The 20,390-nt window shown below is 72.0% G+C and carries 12 protein-coding genes; 2 read left to right on the forward strand and 10 right to left on the reverse strand.

Annotation, left to right across the window (positions count from 1 at the left end; translation table 11 throughout):
• Nucleotides 1-16: 16 nt before the first annotated feature.
• The 3 genes from QMZ92_RS21740 to QMZ92_RS21750 all read right to left on the reverse strand — a co-directional run bounded on the left by QMZ92_RS21740 (nt 17) and on the right by QMZ92_RS21750 (nt 4,610).
• The gene (locus QMZ92_RS21740) at nt 17-1,555 is read right to left on the reverse strand and encodes a serine/threonine-protein kinase (protein WP_283299064.1); all 1,539 of its coding nucleotides are present in this window, start codon (nt 1,553-1,555) and stop codon (nt 17-19) included.
• Nucleotides 1,552-2,232 carry a hypothetical protein gene (locus QMZ92_RS21745; protein WP_283299065.1) on the reverse strand — a complete coding sequence of 227 codons (681 nt, stop codon included), beginning with the start codon at nt 2,230-2,232 and terminating at the stop codon, nt 1,552-1,554. Before QMZ92_RS21745 ends, QMZ92_RS21740 begins: the two co-directional genes overlap by 4 nt.
• A 320-nt stretch (nt 2,233-2,552) precedes the next feature.
• Nucleotides 2,553-4,610: an N-6 DNA methylase gene (locus tag QMZ92_RS21750; protein ID WP_283299066.1), complete on the reverse strand. Its 2,058-nt coding sequence runs from the start codon at nt 4,608-4,610 to the stop codon at nt 2,553-2,555.
• Nucleotides 4,611-4,855: 245 nt separating this feature from the next.
• Here QMZ92_RS21750 and QMZ92_RS21755 point away from each other — a divergent pair, with 245 nt between their 5' ends.
• Nucleotides 4,856-5,665: a DUF4190 domain-containing protein gene (locus tag QMZ92_RS21755; protein WP_283299067.1), complete on the forward strand. Its 810-nt coding sequence runs from the start codon at nt 4,856-4,858 to the stop codon at nt 5,663-5,665.
• Between the two features lie 70 nt (nt 5,666-5,735).
• Nucleotides 5,736-6,500, forward strand: coding sequence for a LolA-like protein (locus tag QMZ92_RS21760; RefSeq protein WP_283299068.1), 765 nt, complete (start codon nt 5,736-5,738; stop codon nt 6,498-6,500).
• A gap of 203 nt (nt 6,501-6,703) precedes the next feature.
• Here QMZ92_RS21760 and QMZ92_RS21765 read toward each other — a convergent pair whose 3' ends face one another.
• The 7 genes from QMZ92_RS21765 to QMZ92_RS21795 all read right to left on the reverse strand — a co-directional run bounded on the left by QMZ92_RS21765 (nt 6,704) and on the right by QMZ92_RS21795 (nt 20,142).
• The gene (locus tag QMZ92_RS21765) at nt 6,704-7,468 is read right to left on the reverse strand and encodes an HNH endonuclease family protein (RefSeq protein ID WP_283299069.1); all 765 of its coding nucleotides are present in this window, start codon (nt 7,466-7,468) and stop codon (nt 6,704-6,706) included.
• A gap of 9 nt (nt 7,469-7,477) precedes the next feature.
• Entirely contained in the window at nt 7,478-7,609 is a 132-nt protein-coding gene (locus tag QMZ92_RS21770) for a hypothetical protein (protein WP_283299070.1), read from the reverse strand.
• Between the two features lie 181 nt (nt 7,610-7,790).
• Complete coding sequence (locus QMZ92_RS21775) at nt 7,791-9,500, reverse strand: hypothetical protein (RefSeq protein ID WP_283299071.1); 1,710 nt, start codon at nt 9,498-9,500, stop codon at nt 7,791-7,793.
• A 215-nt stretch (nt 9,501-9,715) separates the two neighbouring features.
• Entirely contained in the window at nt 9,716-13,246 is a 3,531-nt protein-coding gene (gene mfd / locus QMZ92_RS21780) for a transcription-repair coupling factor (RefSeq protein WP_283299072.1), read from the reverse strand.
• 770 nt (nt 13,247-14,016) lie between these two features.
• Nucleotides 14,017-16,206, reverse strand: a complete 2,190-nt coding sequence (gene katG, locus QMZ92_RS21785; protein WP_283299073.1) for a catalase/peroxidase HPI — start codon at nt 16,204-16,206, stop codon at nt 14,017-14,019.
• A 577-nt stretch (nt 16,207-16,783) separates the two neighbouring features.
• Nucleotides 16,784-19,357 (reverse strand): ABC transporter permease, encoded by a 2,574-nt coding sequence (locus QMZ92_RS21790; protein ID WP_283299074.1) that lies wholly within the window; start codon nt 19,355-19,357, stop codon nt 16,784-16,786.
• Nucleotides 19,354-20,142 (reverse strand): ABC transporter ATP-binding protein, encoded by a 789-nt coding sequence (locus QMZ92_RS21795; RefSeq protein WP_283299075.1) that lies wholly within the window; start codon nt 20,140-20,142, stop codon nt 19,354-19,356. Before QMZ92_RS21795 ends, QMZ92_RS21790 begins: the two co-directional genes overlap by 4 nt.
• Between the last annotated feature and the right edge of the window lie 248 nt (nt 20,143-20,390).

The raw sequence follows: 20,390 nt of genomic DNA on the forward strand, positions 1-20,390 counted from the left end.
GATCGGCCCCGGCCCCTCAGCCGGTGCGGAACTGGCGCTGGCGGTCCAGCGACCGGCGGAGCTCGACGGCGAGCGGGTGGCCGGGGCCGTACACGCGTTCCGTGTCGAACAGCAGGTTCTGCAGCTGCTGATGCCCCGCGGTGTGGTCGCCCATCGCCAGGAGCAGATGCCCCATCCGGTGCCGGATGTCGAAGGCCCGCGAGGGGTCGCCCCCGGTCCTGTGCCGGCTCTCGTAGTGGGGAAGCACCGCCCGGTACTCGGCGAGTGCCGCGGCCGTCTCCCCCAGCTGTTCCAGACACTGCGCCGCGTCGTAGCGGAACTGGAGCGTCTGCGGGTCGCCCGGCCCCGCCTCCGCGGCCCGGTCGTCCGCCAGCCGCCGCAGCTCGGGCAGGGCCCGGCGGTACTGGCCGTCGTCCATCAGCGTCGTCGCGTACTGCTTGCGCAGGATGCGGACGACCGGGGACCGCTCGCCGTGCTCCGCTGCGGCCGCCGGGAGGATGCCGCCGAGGATGTCCACGGCCCGCGTGATGCTGCCCTCGCCGAGGAGGCGCTTGACCTCGTCGACGGCGGCGGCGACGTCGGGACGGTCGGCCACCGGAGCCGCCGCGGCGACCACCCGCGGATCGGGCGGCGGCGGGGCCGTCGCCCGGTCCGGCCACGGCGCGTGCGGGCGCAGGAAGGGGCGGGTCGGGTCGAGCGGCCCGCCGGGCGCGCCGGGCCGCGTGGGCAGCAGCGGCGTCAGGGCCTCGTACACCTCCTGTGCGCCGGAGGGCCGGTGCTGCGGGTCCTTGGCGAGCAGCCGCAGCACCAGCGCCTCCAGCTGACCGGGGACCTCGGGCCGGAGCTGCCGCACCGGCAGCGGGGGCTCGTAGAGATGGCGGTGGAGCACGCCCAGCGCGGTGGAACCCGCGAACGGCACGTTGCCGCTGAGCAGTTCGTGGAGCAGCACGCCGAGGGCGTACAGGTCCGTGTACGGGCCGACGGCGCCGCCCATGGCCTGCTCGGGCGCCATGTACGCCGGGCTGCCGATCGGCGATCCGGTGTGGGTGAGGCGGGTGGTGTCCGTGTCGATGACGGACGCCACACCGAGGTCGAGGACGGTGACCGTGCCGTCCGGCTTCACCATCACGTTCCGCGGCTTGAGGTCACGGTGGACGATCGGTACGGCGTGCACGGCGCCGAGGACGGAGCACAGCTGGGCGGCGACGGAGACGGCCCACTCCCAGGGGTACGGGTCGTGCTCGGCGAGGTGGTCGGCGAGGTCCGCACCCTCGACGTACTGCATGACGAGGTAGAGGTCGTCGCCGTCGCTGCCGGCGTCGTGCACGGTGACCAGACCCGGGTGGGTCACCTGGGCCGTGACGCGGCACTCGCGGACGAAGCGGCGCCGCATCTCGTCGGCGGCCGTGGCGGGCGCCATGTGGTCGGGGCGGAGCAGCTTCACCGCCACACGGCGGTCGAGGCGCTGGTCGTAGCCCGTCCAGACCTGGCCCATGCCGCCCTGACCTATGACGGTGGAGAGTTCGTAGCGTCCGGCGATGACGCGACCGTTCACCGGTCACCGCCGTCGGGACGGGGCTCCCGGCGAAGGAGGTCGCTGAGTTCGTCGAGTTCGGCGCGGACCTGGTCGATACGGCGGTTCGGCTCGTGGCCCGAGGCCGGTCCGGGAACCGGGCCGGAGACCGGCGGCTGCGGCCCGGACTGCGAAGGCGTCGGCGAGGGCGACTGCCGCGGCACGGGAGGGTGCTGCACCGGCCGGGCGTACGGGTTCGGCGCCGCCGCCCCGGTGCCCTGAGGGCCGGCCGGCGGATAGCCGTACGCCGTCACCGGCGGGTGCGGCGGCAGTCCGTAGCCCGCGGCCGGGCCCCCGCCGGCCGTGAGCCGCTCGTAGTGCCGGGTCTCCGCCATCACGTAGTACGTGATGGACCCGACCATCACGAGCGTGACCCAGCCGAGGATGGTGAAGCCCACGGCGTCGGTCATCTCCTCGTTCTCCGGGGAGGAGACACCGGCGAAGACCAGCATTCCCACGTTGGCCGCGATGGTGGCGCAGAAGAGGACCCAGTCGACCCGCTTGCGGGTGACGATCGCGAGCCGCAGCATCGGCACCCAGGCGAGCAGGCTGCAGCTCAGCACGACCGCCGCGATGAAGATCACGCGCAGGGTGATCAGCGTGCCGTCGGAGGGACGCCCGGCGGGTGGAGGCGGGTAGCCGTGGCCGTGGCCCTGCATGGCTGCTCCTGGGACTGGTGTGTTCACTGGCGTGAGATCACGGACTGCTCGTCGGACGAGGTCCGAGCGTATACATCGACAGCGACATCCGGCCGTGGGTTGTACCGAACCGTTGTTGAACCGGTCACGCCGCGACCGGTCCCCCGATCCGGCCGTCCTGGCCCCGCCGGGGCCAGGACGGCCGGTCGCCGGTGTCAGCGCCGCCCGGCCACCGGACCGCACCACCGCGGGACGCCCGGCCGCCCGGATCGTGCGTCACCGCCACCGCCGGCCACCGGTGTCGGGGAGCACCCGGGACGGACGTCGCCGCGGCGCCCGGCTCAGACCTCGACCGTGCCGTCCGCCAGCCCGTCGTACAGCCCCTGCACCAACTGCCCGCCCAGTCGGCCCGCCAGACGCAGCGCGGACTCGAACTCGGCGAGTGCCCGGAAGCGGTCCCCGTAGCGCCGCTGTTCGGCGAGCGGCAGGCGGGGCAGCTGGAGGCGGCGCACGTCGAGCCGGGTGGCGGTGGAGGCGTAGCTGCTCGCCTGGCGGTTGTTCGCGGTGCCGCGCAGGAAGCCGGCGAGGAACCAGGGGTCCAGCGCCGCCGGATCGGGCCGCAGCAACTGCAGGTTCCGGCCGAGCGCGGCTCCGGCCGTCGCCTCGTCGACGACGCGGGCCGACGGGCCGGCTCCGAGTACGGGCACGACGACGTCCCCAGCTCGGACGAGGACCGGCTCGACGGACTCCTCGCCGGGTGCCGGGCCTTCGGGGAGCGCCCCCGAGGGGGCGGTGCCGTCGAGGACGTCCTGTTCGGTGAGGACGGGCACCGGTCCCGTGCCCGTACCGCCGGACCGCAGCTCGAGAGCTCCCGCACGGGCCAGTTCGCCGACGGTCGTACCGGGGCGGACGGCCGTCCCCCCCACCGCCGGCGAGGCCGCCTCCGGGGTGAGGTCGAGGGTGAGCCTCAGCGTGTCGGCCAGCCGCTCGCGCACGTCGGTGAGTTCGGCCGCGCCTCCCCCGGTCGCGGGCGGCGGCAGATGGCGGGCCGGGGCCAGGTCCACGTCGTCGTCGAGGAGTTCGACGACGGACACGGAGCGGCTCCTGCCGGGCCGCTCCTCCACGCGGCCGTCGCGGTCGAAGGGCAGCCAGGCGTCGAGAACCGCACGGTGCACGGCCGGCCAGTCGAGTTTGTCGCGCCCGCCGCCCGGCTCCGCGAACTCGGCGGTGTCGACCAGGAGCAGTTCCTGCCCGGGGCGGTCACCGGGAACCGGGCGGCGCAGCACCCAGAGGTGGAGCGGAATGCCGTACGGCGGCGCCGCCCCCGCGGGCAGGGAGACGACGGCACGCAGCGCCCCGCGCCGCAGCAGATCCGCGCGGACCCGGCGGCCCGACTTGCGGGACGCGACGGCCGGCGGCATCAGCAGCACCGCCGTGGCGCCCGGGCGCAGCCGGGCGAGCGCGTGCTGCACCCAGGCCAGTTCGGACTCGGTGCGGGCCGGGAAGCCGTACTCCCAGCGGGGGTCGTAGGCGAGTACGTCGTGGCCCCAGTTCCGTTCGTTGAACGGCGGATGGCAGAGCACGGCGTCGGCGGTGACTCCGGCGAACGCGTCGGCGCGGAGGGTGTCGCCGGCGGCCGCCCGGATGTCGGCGTCGCCGTGCAGGGCGAGGCGCAGCGCCGTGAGCGACGCCAGTTCCGGGTCGGCGTCCTGGGCGTACAGGGCGGCGGGCTGCCTTACGGCACGCAGGAGTTCGCCGGTGCCGGACGCGGGGTCGAGAACCGTCCTTCCGGGGGTGTCCGCTCCCGCGAGGGCGGCCATCAGCTCGGCCGGTCCTGTCGGAGTGAGCGTGAACTGGCGGGGGTTGGCGTCCAGGTGCCGGCCGAGCAGGAACTCGAAGGCCTGGCGGGCGCCGAGCTCGGCGGCGAGCTCGGCAGCCCCCCGCAGGAGGGGCACGGACGGCTCCAGTTCGGCGGGACCCGGGGTCGGCACGGCGGCGCGCTGTTCGCCGAACCGGGCCCTGAGCACGCCGTCCAGGGCGGCGGGGAGCATGGCCACCAGCCGCTTGTCCGACACGGCCGCCAACTCCAGCCAGGCCGTGGGCCGGTCACGTACGAGCAGCAGGACGCGGCCCGCGTGCCCCAGGGCGTTGACGGCGCCCGCCGGGTGGCCGGAGAGCTGCTGCCAGACCCTTTCCCGCAGCGGTACCTCCGCCAGCTTGCCCTGGGCCCGCAGCCACTGCTCGACCTCCTGGAGCGCGAAGGACGGGCTGGTCTCGGTGCCGCCGACGGGCTTGGGGAAGTCGGCGTGCCGGCGTCGCCAGTTGCTGACCGCGGCGCGCCCGACGCCCGCCAGCCGGGCGATTCCGGCAGCCGTCACCTCTGCTGCGTTCTCCGGCACGGGCTGCTCCTGTTCTCCGTCGGCGACTCGCCGGCGCTGATGTGACACCGAGCATAGCGATGACCGCAAGAGGGATCGCTTCACAGTGTGTGTGGACCTGAATTCCATAAAGCGCGTTGACTCGGTTCACAGCTTCTGGTCTTATTGATTCATCGCACCGCCGGACCGTCGAACGGGCCGGACCACACAGCACCCCGTTGACCGCTACAGCAGGCGCTGTTGACACGTCCCCCTGGAGGACACCCATGTCCCAGTACACGCAGCAGCCACAGTTCCCGCAGGCGCCCGTGCCGGCCGCGCCGGTCCGCAACGGCCTCGGTACCGCCGCGCTGATCCTGGGGATCATCGGAGCCCTGTCCGGCCTGATCCCGCTCTTCTTCTGGCTCGCCGGCATCCTCGGCCTGATCGGGCTGATCCTCGGCCTCTCGGCGAAGGGCCGGGCGAAGCGCGGCGAGGCCACCAACAAGGGAGTCGCCGTCGCCGGCATCGTGCTCGGCCTGGTGTCCCTGGTCCTGTCGGTGGTCGGCGCGGTCATCACGTTCAAGGCCGTGGACGACGCGGTCGACGAGATCAACAAGGTCACGTCCGGGTCGTCGGCCGCCAGGAAGCCCGCCGGGAGCGACAAGCCGCTGGAGAAGGCGAAGGACGGCGAGGGCGCGACCGGCAAGGCACTCGCCGCCGGCGACTCCGCCGTCTACGACGACGACCTGACCATCACCGTCTCCGAGCCCGCGGCCTGGACGCCGGGCGAGTACTCCATCGGCCACACCAAGGGCAACAAGGCGTACAAGGTGACCGTCACCATCGAGAACTCCGGCAAGGAGAAGTTCGAGGCGGCGCTCGTGACCGCCGAGGCCCGCGCCGGCAAGGACGGCGTGAAGGCCGAGTCGATCTACGACGGCAAGGTCGGCGAACCGTTCACCGGCACGATCCTGCCCGGGAAGAAGGTCACCGCCGTCTGGGCCTTCGACGCCCCCGCCGACGCCGAGAACCTGACCGTCGAGGTCAGCCCCGGCTTCGGGTACGACGCGGGTGTCTGGGACCTGAAGCTCTGAGCCTCGCCCCGGCCCTCACCCCCGCCCCGCACCTCCCGTCCCAACTCCCAGCCCCAACGGAGAAGCCGTCATGCCCGCCGCCCCGCGCACCCCCGCCAAGCACCTCGCCCTCGCCTCGCTGTGCGCCGCTTCCGCCCTCGCCCTGACGGCGTGCGGCCCCCTCGACCAGACGGCCGGTGACAGCAGGCCGAGTGCGGAGTCCGGCCCGTACCCCGGCCTCTCGGGCCCCGAGATCCTCAACAGGGCCGTCACCGCGACGAAGAAGGCGACCTCGCTCAGACTCAAGGTCACCATGACGACGGCGGACGGTCCGGTCCGTGCGGACCTCGCCGTGGACACCGAGGGGAACTGCGCGGGAACCGTCCAGATGGGCACGGAGGGCACCACGGAACTCGTCAGGACCGGCGACACGGTCTACCTGCGCTTCGACGAGAAGATGCTGCGCTCGCAGACCGAGGGCGGCTCCGAGGCGGAGACCCGGGCCGCCCTGGACACGCTCCTGGGCAAGTGGGTGCGGGAGAAGGCCGACGCCCAGGACGCCGAGGACCTCGCGCAGTTCTGCGACCTCGACAGCTACCTCGAAGGGTTCGAGGCCGACGACACCGAGGCGAAGCGGGCCGGCAGCTCGACGGTCGACGGCACACCGACGGTGGTCCTCAAGGAGGACTACCGGGGCGAGAAGGCCACCGCCCACGTGGCCGCGAAGGGCACGCCGTACCTGCTCCGCTTCCAGGTGACCGGAGGCACCGAGCCGATCGACATGACCTTCTCGGAGTTCGACCGGCCGGTGCCCGTGAAGAAGCCGGCCGAGAAGGACATCGTGGACCTCGACTGACGCGGGTCCACGAGGAGTGGGGGGGACAGCCGGGAGGGCCGCAGGAGGGGGCGGCCTTCCCGGCCCTTCCGTACGCGGGCGGCGAGGCTCGGCCGAAGCGCTGCCGAGAAGCACTGCTGCGGCGGCCCCGGCACCGGGCCCGCCGCGCCTCGGCCGGCCGGGAGCTCTTCCCCCGGCCGCGCGGCCACGGGGGTCACCGGCCCTCACCCCTCGCACTGACGCAGCATCATCCGCTTGTCCGCCGCTGTCACCGGCAGTTCGTACTTGAGCGCCACCTGGGCGAAGCGGACCGCGTACGCGCACCGTATCCGTCGGTCCGGGGGGAGCCAGGAAGCCGGACCCGAGTCCCGCTTGGCCGAGTTGGCACGGCCCTCGACGGGCAGGAGGTTGAGCACGTCGTTGGCGAACTGCCTGCGCCTGCTCTCCGGCCAGCGGGACGAGCCCATCTGCCAGCTGTACGACAGCGGGACCACGTGGTCGATCTGCACCTCGGCGGCGTCGCGCTTGCGCCACTCGATGGTCTTCCCGGTGTACGGGTCGTGCAGGGTCATGGAGACGACCACACAGTCGGATCCGTCCCGGAAGCGGAGGTCCAGGCCGTCGCGCTTCAGCAGATCGTTGCGCGTGTCACACCCGTTCCGCGCCAGGGGCACCCCGTCGGCGGTGTCCGTCCATGCCTGGCCGAACTCGTCGCGGTCGTAACCCGTCCGAGGGCCGCGGCCCTTGACCGACAGCCTCTCCACGACCTTGCGGGCCTCCGCGCGGTCCGACTCCGCCGTCAGGGGCGCGAGACCCGGCCCCGTACCGTCCGGGTTGCCGAGCGGGCGGGCCGCGCGGCCCGCCGACGGGCCGGGGGCGGAGGTCCCCCCACCGGACGTACCGGAACCGGGTACGCAGCCGGCGAGGACGGCGGCGGACAGGACGACGGCGGACACAACCGGGCGCGGCTTGCACAGGGAGTCGGGCACGCAGGGATCCTAGGGAACAACGGCCCGCACGAGGAACGGATCCCGGGGAACGCCCTCCTCGCCGGGCCGGACCTGGCCCCAGACCTTGCCGATGCCCGGCGTCGTCTCGCGCGGCAGCCGCCCGGCGGTGACGACCGTCACCCGGAGCGGGCGCCCGGGACAGCGGTTCCCGAGAACGGGCAGGGAGCCCGGGAGGGTTCCCGGGCCCCCTGCCGTCGGGGCGGGGCGCGGCGTCAGAGGAGCTCGGCGAGCCGGGCGGTGCCGGACTCCCCCGGTGCCCGCCAGGGCACGGCGGACGGGGCCTTCGCGGTCCCGTCGAGCGTCAGCCGACGCAGCCGCGCACGGAGTCGGTCGGCCTGCAGTTGTTCGGGGTGTTGAACATGACCTGGGAGCCGAGGAGTCTCACGGTCCCGGACCGCCGGAAGATGCCACCGCCGTCGATGGCGCGGGTGCCGTTGATGACGGTCCGGTCCAGCGTGGACGTGCCGACCGCGTGGTAGAGACCGCCGCCCAGCGCCGTGCCGTCCTGCGCGGTGACGGTGTTGTCGACGATCCTCGACCGGGTGGTCTCCAGCGTGCCGCCGTCCGGGTTGTCCAGGCCGCCGCCCTGCGCCACTCCCTCGGAGGCGTCGACGACGTTGCCGACGACGGAGCTGCGCAGCAGCTTCAGTTCGCTCCGCGGCCCGAGCCGGATGCCGCCACCGCGTGCCGTGCCGCCCTGGGCCGTCACCGTGTTGCCGCTGACATGGGTGTTGTCGACGGTCATGAGGGCGGAGTTGGTGATGCCGCCGCCCTGGGCCGCGCCGTCCGGGGCGTCGGCGACGTTGCCGCGGACGAAGCTGCCGGTGACGGTCATCCGGCCGGACGCCGCCGGTGCGCTGTTGGTGACCGCGGCACGGGCGAACCCGCCCGGGGCGGACGCACGGTTGTTCCTGATCACGGAGTTCTTGACGGTGCTCTGCGCCATGCCGGCGATGCCGGAGCCGAACGCGAAGCTCCGGGTGTCCTCCCTGACCCACGCCAGGTTGTTGATCACCTGGGCGCCCTCGACCGTCAGCGGCCCGTCGTTCGCGATACCGCCGCCCGCCGCCGCGCCGCCGCGCTCGGATCCGGAGTAGGCGACGGTGTTGCCGCTGACGACCGAGCTACGGACGGTGGCGTTGCCGGGATTGTCGATGCCGGCGCCCTGTGCGTACAGCTTCGACTCGGCCCGGTTGCCGGTCACCCTGCTGCGGGTCAGGAACATCTGGCCGAGATTGGCGATCCCTCCGCCGCAGGCCATGCCGGGGACGTCCGGGTAGGCCGGGCAGTCGGTCGCGCTGCCGCCGCTGATCGTGGTGTCGAGCATCGTCAGCCGCCCCGTCCGGGCGACGAGCAGGACGCGGAATTTCGGCGCCGTCGCGACGCGGGTGATCGTCGCGCCCTGGCCGTCGACGGTCATCGTGCCGGTGATCACCGGCAGGCCGTTGACGGGGTGGAAGGGGTTGGCCCCGGCCGCCAGACGGTACGTGCAGCCCGGCGCCAGCCGCAGGGTCTCCGGGGCGGCCGTGCGGTTGGCCGCGCGGATCGCGGTGAGGAGGTGCGGGACCGAGCACGGTACGTCCACGACGCCGGGGGCCGCGGGTGGTTTCGGGAGCGCGGAGGGCTTCACGGGAACGGCCGGCTTCACGGGAGCGGCTGGCTTCACGGGAGCGGCCGGCTTCACGGGACCCGGCGGCTTGGGCCCGGCGACGGGGCCTCCGGGCGCGGCGGGGGACGGGGCGGCTGCCGGCGGCGCCAGGAGCGGAGGCGCGAGGGGAACCGGGGCGGCACCGGGACCGGGAGCGGCGGGAGCCGACGGTGCGGCAGCCCCCACGCCGGGGGGAGCGGGGACGGCGGGAGCGGCCGGTACCACGGGGGCCACGGGCACGGCCGCCGGAGGCCGCTGCTGCGGCGGAGGCGGCGACGGGGCGGCTCCGACGGCAGTGACGGGGACCGTGACCAGCGCGCCCGCCACGAGACCGACGACGGCCGGAACGTGCTGACGAGACATCAAAGGCTCCTCACTGCTGGGGCGGTACGGCCGGCCACGCGGGGACACAGCCCTCGCGAGCCAAGCCGAACACGTCCCGTTCCCGTCGTCGCCCCGGCCTGATCCGTCCGGGCGAGCCGTGCCCCGAACGGACGACGGCGCCGCACCCCCCGGCCACGAGCCGCCGCAGGCCTCAGGAGCCGCTGCGAACCGCCGCGAGCAAGCCGCCGGGATCGCTACGAGCCGAGGATCGACGTGAGGAACTCACCCGTCCACGCCAGCAGTTCACGCCCCACCACCGGTTTGCCGCCGATCTTGCCCGTCGTCGGCCGGGGCACCAGGACCTGCTGGACCGCAGGCTTGATCACCGTGCGCGGGTACAGCCGCTTCAGCCGCAGCTCCTGCGACTCGCGCAGCTCCACCGGCGCGAAGCGGATGTTCGGGCCCTGGAGCACGATCTCGCCGACCCCGCAGGCCCGCGCGAGCATCCGCAGCCCGGCGACCAGCAGCAGGTTCTCCACCGGCTCCGGCAGCTTGCCGTAGCGGTCGACGAGCTCCTCGCGCACCGCCTTGACGTCCTCCTCCGAGTTCGCCGCGGCGATGGCCCGGTACGCCTGGAGGCGCAGCCGCTCTCCCGGTGCGTAGTCGTGCGGGACGTGCGCGTCGACCGGGAGCTCGATCTTGACCTCCAGCGGCGGCTCCTCCTCCACACCGCCCTCCAGGGAGGCCCGGTAGTCGGCGACCGCCTCGCCCACCATGCGGACGTACAGGTCGAAGCCGACGCCCGCGATGTGCCCGGACTGCTCGCCGCCGAGGAGGTTGCCCGCGCCGCGGATCTCCAGGTCCTTCATCGCGACGTACATGCCCGCGCCCATCTCGGTGTGCTGGGCGATCGTCGCCAGCCGCTCGTGCGCGGTCTCGGTGAGCGGCTTCTCCGGCGGGTAGAGGAAGTACGCGTAGCCGCGTTCCCTGCCGCGGCCGACCCGGCCGCGCAGCTGGTGCAGCTGGGAGAGGCCGAAATTGTCGCCGCGCTCGACGATGAGCGTGTTGGCGTTGGAGATGTCGATGCCGGACTCGACGATCGTCGTCGAGACGAGCACGTCGAACTTCTTCTCCCAGAAGTCGACGACGACCTGCTCCAGCGCGCTCTCGCCCATCTGGCCGTGAGCGGTCGCGATCCGCGCCTCCGGGACGATCTCCCGCAGCCGCGCCGCCGCCCGGTCGATCGACTCGACCCGGTTGTGGATGTAGAACACCTGGCCCTCGCGGAGGAGTTCGCGGCGGACGGCCGCACCGATCTGCCGCTCCTCGTAGGGGCCGACGAACGTCAGCACCGGGTGGCGCTCCTCCGGCGGGGTGGTGATCGTCGACATCTCGCGGATGCCGGTGACCGCCATCTCCAGGGTCCGGGGGATGGGGGTCGCGGACATCGTCAGGACGTCGACGTTCGCGCGGAGCTTCTTCAGCTGCTCCTTGTGCTCGACGCCGAACCGCTGCTCCTCGTCCACGATGACCAGCCCCAGGTCCTTGAACCTGGTCTCGGACGAGAACAGCCGGTGCGTGCCGATGACGATGTCGACGGAGCCGTCCCGCAGACCCTCCAGGGTCGCCTTGGCCTCGGTGTCGGACTGGAAGCGGGAGAGGGCCCGGGTGACGACGGGGAACTGGGAGTAGCGCTCCGAGAAGGTCCCGAAGTGCTGCTGCACCAGCAGCGTCGTCGGCACGAGCACCGCCACCTGTTTGCCGTCCTGGACGGCCTTGAAGGCGGCCCGGACGGCGATCTCCGTCTTGCCGTAGCCGACGTCGCCGCAGATCAGCCGGTCCATCGGAACCGACTTCTCCATGTCCTCCTTGACCTCGGCGATGGTGGTCAGCTGGTCGGGCGTCTCCGCGTACGGAAACGCGTCCTCCAGCTCCCGCTGCCAGGGCGTGTCCGGGCCGAAGGTGTGCCCGGGCGCCGCCATCCGGGCACTGTAGAGCTTGATCAGGTCGGCGGCGATCTCCTTGACCGCCTTCTTCGCGCGCGCCTTCGTCTTCGTCCAGTCAGCCCCGCCGAGCCGGTGCAGCGTGGGCGCCTCGCCGCCGACGTACTTGGTGACCTGCTCCAGCTGGTCGGTGGGGATGTAGAGGCGGTCGCCGGGCTGCCCGCGCTTGGCGGGGGCGTACTCGACGAGCAGGTACTCGCGCGTGGCGCCCTGCACGGTGCGCTGCACCATCTCCAGGTAGCGGCCGACGCCGTGCTGCTCGTGGACGATGTAGTCGCCCGCCTCCAGGGTGAGAGGGTCGATCTGCTTGCGGCGGCGGGTCGGCATCCGCGCGCCGTCCTTGCCCGCGGCCTTCTGCCCGGACAGGTCCGTCTCCGTCAGGACCGCGAGCCTCAGGCCCGGGTCGATGAAGCCGTGGTCGATCGAGCCGCAGGCGACATGGACGACGGAGGGGGCGATCTCCCCGAGGTCCGCCTCCAGCCTGGCGGCGATCCCCTCGCCGCCCAGCACCTCGACGGTGCGGGACGCCGTGCCGTGGCCCTCGGTCACGAAGACCGTGCGCCAGCCGTCGGCGAGCCAGCCCTTGGTGTCGGCGAGCGCGCGGGCGGTGTCGCCCCGGTACGTCTCCGGGGCGTGCATCCCGAGGGTCAGGTTGTCGTCCGTCAGCTCCTCGTCCACGGCGAACGGCGACACGGACCACCACATCATGCCGAGCTCGCGCGCCCGGTTCCGTACGTCCGCGATCCCCCACAGCGAGGCCGCGCCGACGTCGATCGGCGCCTCGCCGCCGCCTGCCGAGGCGGCCCACGACGCCTGCAGGAACTCCTGTGACGTGGCCACCAGGTCCGCGGCCCGGGTACGGACCCGCTCGGGGTCGCACACCACGGCCATCGAACCCTTCGGCATGACGTCGAGCAGCAGTTCCATGTCGTCGACGAGGACGGGGGCGAGGGACTCCATGCCCTCGACCGCGATGCCCTCGGCGATCTTCCCCAGCAACTCGCCGAGCTCCGGATGGGCCTCGGCGAGGGCCGCGGCACGCCGCCGCACCTCGTCGGTGAGCAGCAGCTCACGGCACGGCGGCGCCCACAGCCCGTGCTCGGCGACCTCCAGCGAACGCTGGTCGGCGACCTTGAAGTACCGGATCTCCTCGACGTCGTCGCCCCAGAACTCGATCCGGAGCGGATGCTCCTCGGTCGGCGGGAAGACGTCGAGGATGCCGCCGCGCACGGCGAACTCGCCGCGCTTCTCCACCAGCTCCACCCGCGAGTACGCCGCGGCCGCGAGTCCCGCGACGACATCCTCCAGGTCGGCGGTCTGCCCGGTGCGCAGGGCCACCGGTTCCAGCTCCCCGAGGCCCTTGACCTGGGGCTGCAGCACCGACCGTACGGGCGCGACCACCACGCTGACCGGCCCGGCGGCCGGGTCGTCCGTGCGGGGGTGCGCGAGCCGGCGCAGTACCGCGAGACGGCGGCCGACGGTGTCGGAGCGGGGCGAGAGCCGCTCGTGCGGCAGGGTCTCCCACGAGGGGTAGTCCACCACCGTGTCCGGGTCGAGCAGCGACCGCAGCGCCGCGGCCAGGTCCTCGGCCTCGCGGCCGGTCGCGGTCACGGCCAGCACGGGCCGGGATGCCTCGCGGGCCAGTCCGGCCACGACGAAGGGCCGGGCGGCCGGCGGTCCGACCAGGTCGACGTGGGGCCGGTGACCGTCGCCCGCGGCTTTCACCGCTTCGACGAGGGCGGGGTCCTTGACGACGGCGTCGAGCAGACCGTGCAGGCTCATGAAGGGTTATCCGTCCGGGGTCCGTAAGGGGGTGGGCAACGCGAACAGCCCGACACGTCTGGGGTTCCCTGTGTCGAGGACCAGGGCCGGGCCGGGGATCTCCAGGGTACGCCCGCCGGAAATCCCGCGGGGCGGGTGAACCGGAGCCCGGCCCGGGCGGGTCCGCGACCCCCCGCAGCTACCTCGCCGGCGGCGAGCGGGCGGCGGTGGCGGTGGACGATCAGCCCGCCGGAGCCGACGGTCTCCGGCAGCCAGTCCCCCCGGCGACCGCTGACGGGCCTCCCCCCGGTGACCGGACCGCGAGCGGCGACGGCTCCGGCCCGGTGCGCGTGGAGGACGCTCACCGGGCCGGAGACCTCATCCTACGGACCGCCGCGGCCCTGATCAGGAATCAGGACTCCGGCGCTCGCCGGCGCGGGGCTGCTGCCGGGCGTCACCGTACTGACCGGTGTCCTGATCACCGACGACACCCCCAGCGGCCCGACCGCCGCGCCCTCGCCGGTGACGACATCTGCACACAGTACGCGGACAAGGCCGAGAAGGCGGATGGCCACGGCGGCCTTCTTCCGCGAGGTCCGAGGCGACGAGACGGGCCACCGTGACAGCTTCCGGGCGGCCACGACCGAACCGCTGAAGCCCACCGGACAGAAGTAGCGCCCGACGCCGCGGTGATCCCGCGCTGCGGGAGCACGGCACGAGACCCCGGCGGTGTGGCCGCCGGGGCCTCGTGCCGGCACGCCCACCAGTGATGGGAACGTGCATGGGCGTGGTCAGCGGAGGTCGAACCGGTCCAGGTTCATCACCTTGTCCCATGCCGCCACGAAGTCGCGCACGAACTTGTCGTCCGCGTCCCCGGCCGCGTAGACCTCCGAGATGGCCCGGAGCTGGGCGTGCGAGCCGAAGACGAGGTCGACCGAGGTGGCGGTCCACTTGACCTCACCTGTGGCACGATCCCGACCTTCGAACACGTTCTCGTCCGAGTCCGATGTCTTCCACTCCGTGCTCATGTCGAGCAGGTTGACGAAGAAGTCGTTGGTCAGCGCCTCGGGCCGGTGTGTGAGGAGCCCGTGGGGACACCGGCGGAAGCCGGTGTTAAGGCTACGCAAGCCACCGATCAGGACCGCCATCTCGGGAGCGGTCAGGGTCAGCAGGTTGGCGCGGTCGAGCAGGAGGGTCTCCGGCGACAGCTTCTCCTCTCCGTGGAGATAGTTGCGGAAGCCGTCCGCGCTCGGTTCGAGTACGGCGAACGACTCCACATCGGTCTGTTCCTGCGAGGCGTCCGTGCGCCCCGCCGCGAACGGGACCACGATGTCGTGCCCGGCGTTCTTCGCCGCCTGCTCGACGGCCGCACAGCCGCCGAGGACGATCAGGTCGGCGAGGGAGACCTTCGTGTCACCGGTCTGTGTGTGGTTGAAGTCCTGTTGGATCCGCTCGAGGGCCTGCACCGTCTGTGCCACCTCGGGCGTGTCGTTGACCTCCCAGTCCTTCTGCGGTGCGAGCCGGATCCGCGCCCCGTTGGCCCCGCCTCGCTTGTCCGTGCCGCGGAAGCTCGCCGCCGCCGCCCATGCGGTGGTCACCAGTTGGGAGACGGACAGTCCCGAAGCGAGGATCCCGGACTTGAGGGTGGCGACGTCGGTGTCCGTGACCAGGGGGTGATCGACCTCGGGGACAGGGTCCTGCCACAGCTGCGGCTCGGGCACCCACGGGCCGAGATAGCGCGAACGGGGGCCCATGTCGCGGTGCAGCAGCTTGTACCACGCCTTGGCGAACGCCGTCGCGAGCTCGTCCGGGTTCTCGTGGAAGCGTTTCGCGATCGGCGCGTAGACCGGGTCGACCTTCAGCGCGAGGTCGGTCGTCAGCATCATGGGAGCGTGCCGCTTGGCAGGATCGTGAGCGTCAGGCACGGTGTCTCGGGCCGATGGGTCCGTGGGGGTCCACTGCTTCGCGCCGGCGGGGCTCGTCGTCAGCTCCCAGTCGTACCGGAACAGGTTGTCCAGGTACCCGTTGTCCCACTGCGTGGGCCGGGTGGTCCATGCGCCCTCGAGTCCGCTGGTGAGCGCGTCGGCGCCGGTGCCGCTGCCGCATGTGTTCCGCCAGCCGAGGCCCTGCTGCTCGATGGGAGCGGCTTCGGGTTCCGGGCCGATGTATTCGGAACCGACCGCACCATGACACTTGCCGAACGTGTGGCCGCCGGCGATGAGAGCGACGGTCTCCTCGTCATCCATGGCCATGCGTCCGAAGGTCTCGCGGATGTCCCTGGCGGCGGCGACCGGGTCCGGGTTGCCGTCGGGCCCCTCTGGATTGACGTAGATCAATCCCATCTGCACGGCACCGAGAGGAGCGGCGAGTTCCCTGTCGCCACTGTAGCGTTCGTCTCCGAGCCAGGTGTCCTCAAGTCCCCAGAAGATCTCCTCGGGTTCCCAGATGTCCTCTCGCCCGAAGCCGAATCCGAAGGTCTTGAAACCCATGGATTCCATGGCGCAGTTGCCGGCGAATACGAGAAGGTCGGCCCAGGAGATTTTTCGACCGTACTTCTGCTTGACCGGCCACAGCAGGCGCCGTGACTTGTCGAGGCTGGCGTTGTCCGGCCAGCTGTTGATGGGGGCGAATCGCTGGGCGCCGCTGCCGCCGCCACCCCGGCCGTCGGCGATGCGATACGTTCCGGCGGAGTGCCAGCTCATCCGGATGAAGAGCGGTCCGTAGTGGCCGTAGTCGGCGGGCCACCAATCCTGGGATGTCGTCATCACCTCGAGAACGTCCCGCTTCAGCGCTTCGAGATCGAGGGTCGCGAACTCCTTCGCGTAGTCGAAGTCCTCGCCCATCGGGTTGGAGCGGTACGAGTGCTGGTAGAGAACCTGGAGGTCCAGCTGGTTCGGCCACCAGTCCTGGTTCGTCTTGGGCCGGGTCGGTTTGACGGACGGGGCGGGAATCGCCGGGCTCTCGCTCTCACTGCGGGACATGGCTGCCTTTCCTCCTGTCTCGGGCTTCCACCGGCCACCGCCCGGGGCGCCGAGAGTCCCTGAAGCGAAGCCCTTGCTCCACCTGGACCAAGGATCACCGCGGCAGGCCGACGACAGGGAAGAACCTGATGATTCCGTTTCAGTGTGCGCGGCTTGGCATCTGCATTTCCGGGAACCTCTCGCAGTTCGCACCGTCGAGCCGCCGACCTGCCGCGAGGCGACGGTCATGCCGGAACCACCCGAGTTTCCCGTCGTCATGGTCACCCACCGCGTAATGCACCGCTACGAGAACACGCGGGGGCATCGGCAACTTGTGTCCGCCCTGGAAACAGGGCGAAGCTCCACCATCCGCACGGCGGGAACCGACACAGCCACTCGCGACCGTCGCGAATATTCCGGATCAAGGAACCCATTTGGCCATACCATCACGCCATTCCCCAGACATCGAAACCACTGACCGAGCTCGTAGGTACGTTCATCCTCTTTTCGGTGATCGCCCTGTCCGCTCCGATCGGAGCACCGGCTCCGCTCGCCATCGGTGCCGCACTCATGGTCATGGTCCACACCGGTTGCAGTACTAATCGGTGGCGATGGCGTTGAGGACGTCCATCCGGCCGGCGCGGAACGCCGGCACCAGGGCGGCCGCCAGTCCCACGAACGCCGACCCGACGAAGACGTACAGGATCGTCGGCCAGGGGATGTCGAGGACGCCGAGGCCCTCCAGGGCGAGCAGCTTCTGCGCCGCGGTGCCCCAGCCCATGCCCAGGCCGAGGCCGAGCAGGGCGCCGAAGAGCGCGATGACGACCGACTCCAGGCGGATCATCCGGCGCAGCTGGCGGCGGGAGAGGCCGATGGCCCGCATCAGGCCGATCTCCCGGGTCCGCTCGACCACCGACAGCGCCAGGGTGTTCACGACCCCGAGGACGGCCACGATGATGGCGAGCGCGAGCAGCCCGTAGACGATGTTCAGCAGTTGCCCGACCTGGTTCTTCAGGTCCTGCTTGAAGTCGGTCTGGTCCAGCACCCGGTACTGCGGGTAGGGGGCGAGGGCGTCCTTGAGGTGCTGGTAGGCCTCCTTCTCCCCGCCCTCCTCGGCCTCGGCGAAAATCATGGTGTTCTTCGGCATCCGCTCGGGCGTGAAGTACCGCTCGGCGGTGCCGATGGCCATGTACATCGCGCCCTTGTCGACGTTGGTGTCGTCGGAGGTGACGGCCGCGACCCTCAGCTTCGCGGTCCCGCCGCCCCGGAACGCCACGGTCATCGTGTCGCCGACCTCCACACCGTGCTTCTCGGCGTAGGTCTCGCCGACGGACATGGCGTCCTCGCCGTACGCGGCCCGGAGTTCACCGGCGACCGTCTCGCGGCGCAGGTCCTGCGCGTACGTCGGGTCGGCGGCGACCAGCCACTCGTCGTCGGTGGACGTTCCGTCGGGGGCGGTGATGGTCGCCTTGACGCCCTTGTACTCGGTGACGTGGGCGATGCCGGGGACCTTCTCCAGGGCCTGCTGCGCCTGCGGCACGATGGGGCCGTTGGCGGACTGGACGATGAAGTCGGCGCCGACGGACTTGTCGAGTTCCTCGGTCGCCGAAGCGACCATGGACGAGCCGACGACGGACAGGCAGGCGACGAGCGCGAGGCCGATCATCAGCGCGGCGCCGGTGGCACCGGTCCGGCGCGGATTGCGCAGGGCGTTGCGCTCGGCCATCCTCCCCACCGGCCCGAAGGCCCTCAGGACGACCGCGCCGAGGACCCGCACGACACCGCCCGCCAGCAGGGGGCCGACGACGATGAAGCCGATGAGGCTGAGGACGACTCCGAGGCCGAGCCACATCGAGCCCCCGGCCGCCTCGTCGGCCCTCGCCGCCGCCCACAGGGCCGCGCCGCCGGCGCCGGTGAGCACCAGCCCGATGCCGCCCCGGACGAGTCCCGCCCTGCCGTCTGCAGGGGTGCCGGCGTCGCGCAGCGCGGCCATCGGGGAGACCTTCCCGGCCCGTCTGGCCGGGATGCAGGCGGCGAGGACCGTGACGACGACTCCGAGCACCAGGCCGATGACGGGCGTCGTCCACTTCACGGTCAGGTCCGAGGTGGAGAGGTTCATGCCCATCGACGACATGAGTTCCATCAGGCCGACGGCGAGCCCCACACCGGTGCCGATGCCGGCGAGGGAGCCGATGACGCCGAGGAGGAGCGCCTCGATGAGGACGGAACGGTTGACCTGGCGCCGGCTCGAACCGATGGCGCGCATCAGGCCGATCTCGCGGGTGCGCTGGGCGACCAGCATGGAGAAGGTGTTGACGATGAGGAAGACGCCGACCAGGACGGCGATCCCGGCGAAGCCGAGCATCGCGTACTTCATGACGTCGAGGAAGCCCGCGACGCCCTCGCGGCCCGCGTCCGCCGCCTCGGCCTGCGTCTGGAACCGGTACGTCCCGCCGGCGGCCTCGGCGACGTTCCGCTTCAGCCGCTCATGGCTCACCCCGGGTTCGGCGGTGACCGCGATGTGGGTGAACCGGCCAGTCCCGCCCAGGAGTTCCCGCTGGGCGGTGGCGGTGTCGAAGTAGACGACGGCCGCGCCGGGGTTGGTGACCTTGAACGAGGCGATCCCGGAGATCGTGGCCGTGAAGTCGCCGGTGACGGCGATGGTCCGCAGCTCGTCGCCGATCTCGAGGCCGTGCCTCCCGGCGGTGTCGGCGTCGACCATGACGTCGGTGGGGCCGCGCGGCGCGTGTCCGGAGGTGATCTCCATCGAACGCAGTTCGCCCCGTGTCCAGTTGCCGGCGATCGTGGGCGCGCCGTTGCCGGAGCCCATGTTCTTGTTGCGGGCGTCGACGACGGTGACGCTCATGGAGACGACAGCACCCTCGGCGGACTTCACACCCTCGGCCTTCTCCACCGCCGGCAGGAGCGAAGCGGGCAGTGTCTCGGGGCGGCCGCTCTGCGGGGTCCGGTCGTCGGTCCCGGCACTCCGGGGGCTGACGGTGACGTCGGCGGCGGTGACCGCGAAGAGCTTGTCGAAGGTGGTGTTCATCGTGTCGGTGAACACGAGCGTGCCGGACACGAACGCCACGGACAGCAGGACGGCGACGGCGGACAGCGCCATGCGCCCCTTGTGCGCGAGGAAGTTGCGCAGCGAGGTCTTGAGCACGGTCACGAGGTCCGTCCCCGGGCGTCGAAGTCCTTCATACGGTCGAGGACCTGCTCGGCGGTGGGATCGAGCATCTCGTCGACGATCCGGCCGTCGGCCAGGTACAGCACGCGGTCGGCGTAGGAGGCGGCGACGGGGTCGTGGGTGACCATGACGATGGTCTGGCCGAGCTCGTCGACGGACCGGCGCAGGAAGCCCAGGACCTCGGCACCGGCGCGGGAGTCCAGGTTTCCGGTCGGCTCGTCGCCGAAGATGATGTCGGGCCGTGCGGCGAGGGCGCGGGCCACGGCGACGCGCTGCTGCTGGCCGCCCGACAGCTGGTTGGGACGGTGCCCGAGCCGGTCGGCGAGCCCGACCGTCCCGACGACCCGGTCCAGCCAGGCTGCGTCCGGCCTGCGGCCCGCGATGTCCATGGGGAGCGTGATGTTCTCCAGGGCGTTGAGCGTGGGCAGCAGGTTGAACGCCTGGAAGATGAAGCCGATCCGGTCGCGGCGGAGCTGGGTGAGCTTCTTGTCCTTCAGCCGGGTGATCTCGGTCTCGTCGAGGTGGATCTCCCCCGAGGTGACGGTGTCGAGCCCGGCGAGGCAATGCATCAGCGTGGACTTGCCCGAGCCGGACGGGCCCATGATGGCGGTGAACCGACCCCGCGCGATGTCCACGTCGACGTGGTCGAGCGCGACGACGCGGGTCTCGCCGGATCCGTACGCCTTCACGACCTGTCGCGCTCGGGCCGCGACGGCCGTACTCCCTCCGGTACCCCCGTGCCTGGGAGTGGTCACAGCCGTTGTCACGGTAAGTCTCCTATGTCATTGAACGGCAAGAGATGGGCGCGCCGTGTGCGGTACGAGTGTGCGGGGAGGAACGGTCCCGGCGCGCTGGTGCGCAGCGCAATTCCCGGCGGGGGTTTTCCCCACCCCGGCGGCCCGGGGGCCGTGCCGCCGATGTGAGTCCACGTTAGGGAAGGCCGCGTGGCCTGCTCGTCCTCCACGGGGACGAACGGTCCCCGGCCGGGCGTGAGGAGATCCCCCTAGGGGTCCGC

The organism is Streptomyces sp. HNM0645 (assembly GCF_030056615.1).
In the GTDB taxonomy this organism is placed as follows: Bacteria; Actinomycetota; Actinomycetes; order Streptomycetales; family Streptomycetaceae; genus Streptomyces; species Streptomyces marianii.

Excerpts from the sequence above, each read along its gene's own strand:
- QMZ92_RS21755 (WP_283299067.1), top strand. The coding sequence starts at position 4,856 with ATGTCCCAGTACACGCAGCAGCCACAGTTCCCGCAGGCGCCCGTGCCG.
- QMZ92_RS21745 (WP_283299065.1), bottom strand. The coding sequence starts at position 2,232 with ATGCAGGGCCACGGCCACGGCTACCCGCCTCCACCCGCCGGGCGTCCC.
- katG (WP_283299073.1), bottom strand. The coding sequence starts at position 16,206 with ATGTCCCGCAGTGAGAGCGAGAGCCCGGCGATTCCCGCCCCGTCCGTC.
- QMZ92_RS21775 (WP_283299071.1), bottom strand. The coding sequence starts at position 9,500 with ATGTCTCGTCAGCACGTTCCGGCCGTCGTCGGTCTCGTGGCGGGCGCG.
- QMZ92_RS21760 (WP_283299068.1), top strand. The coding sequence starts at position 5,736 with ATGCCCGCCGCCCCGCGCACCCCCGCCAAGCACCTCGCCCTCGCCTCG.
- mfd (WP_283299072.1), bottom strand. The coding sequence starts at position 13,246 with ATGAGCCTGCACGGTCTGCTCGACGCCGTCGTCAAGGACCCCGCCCTC.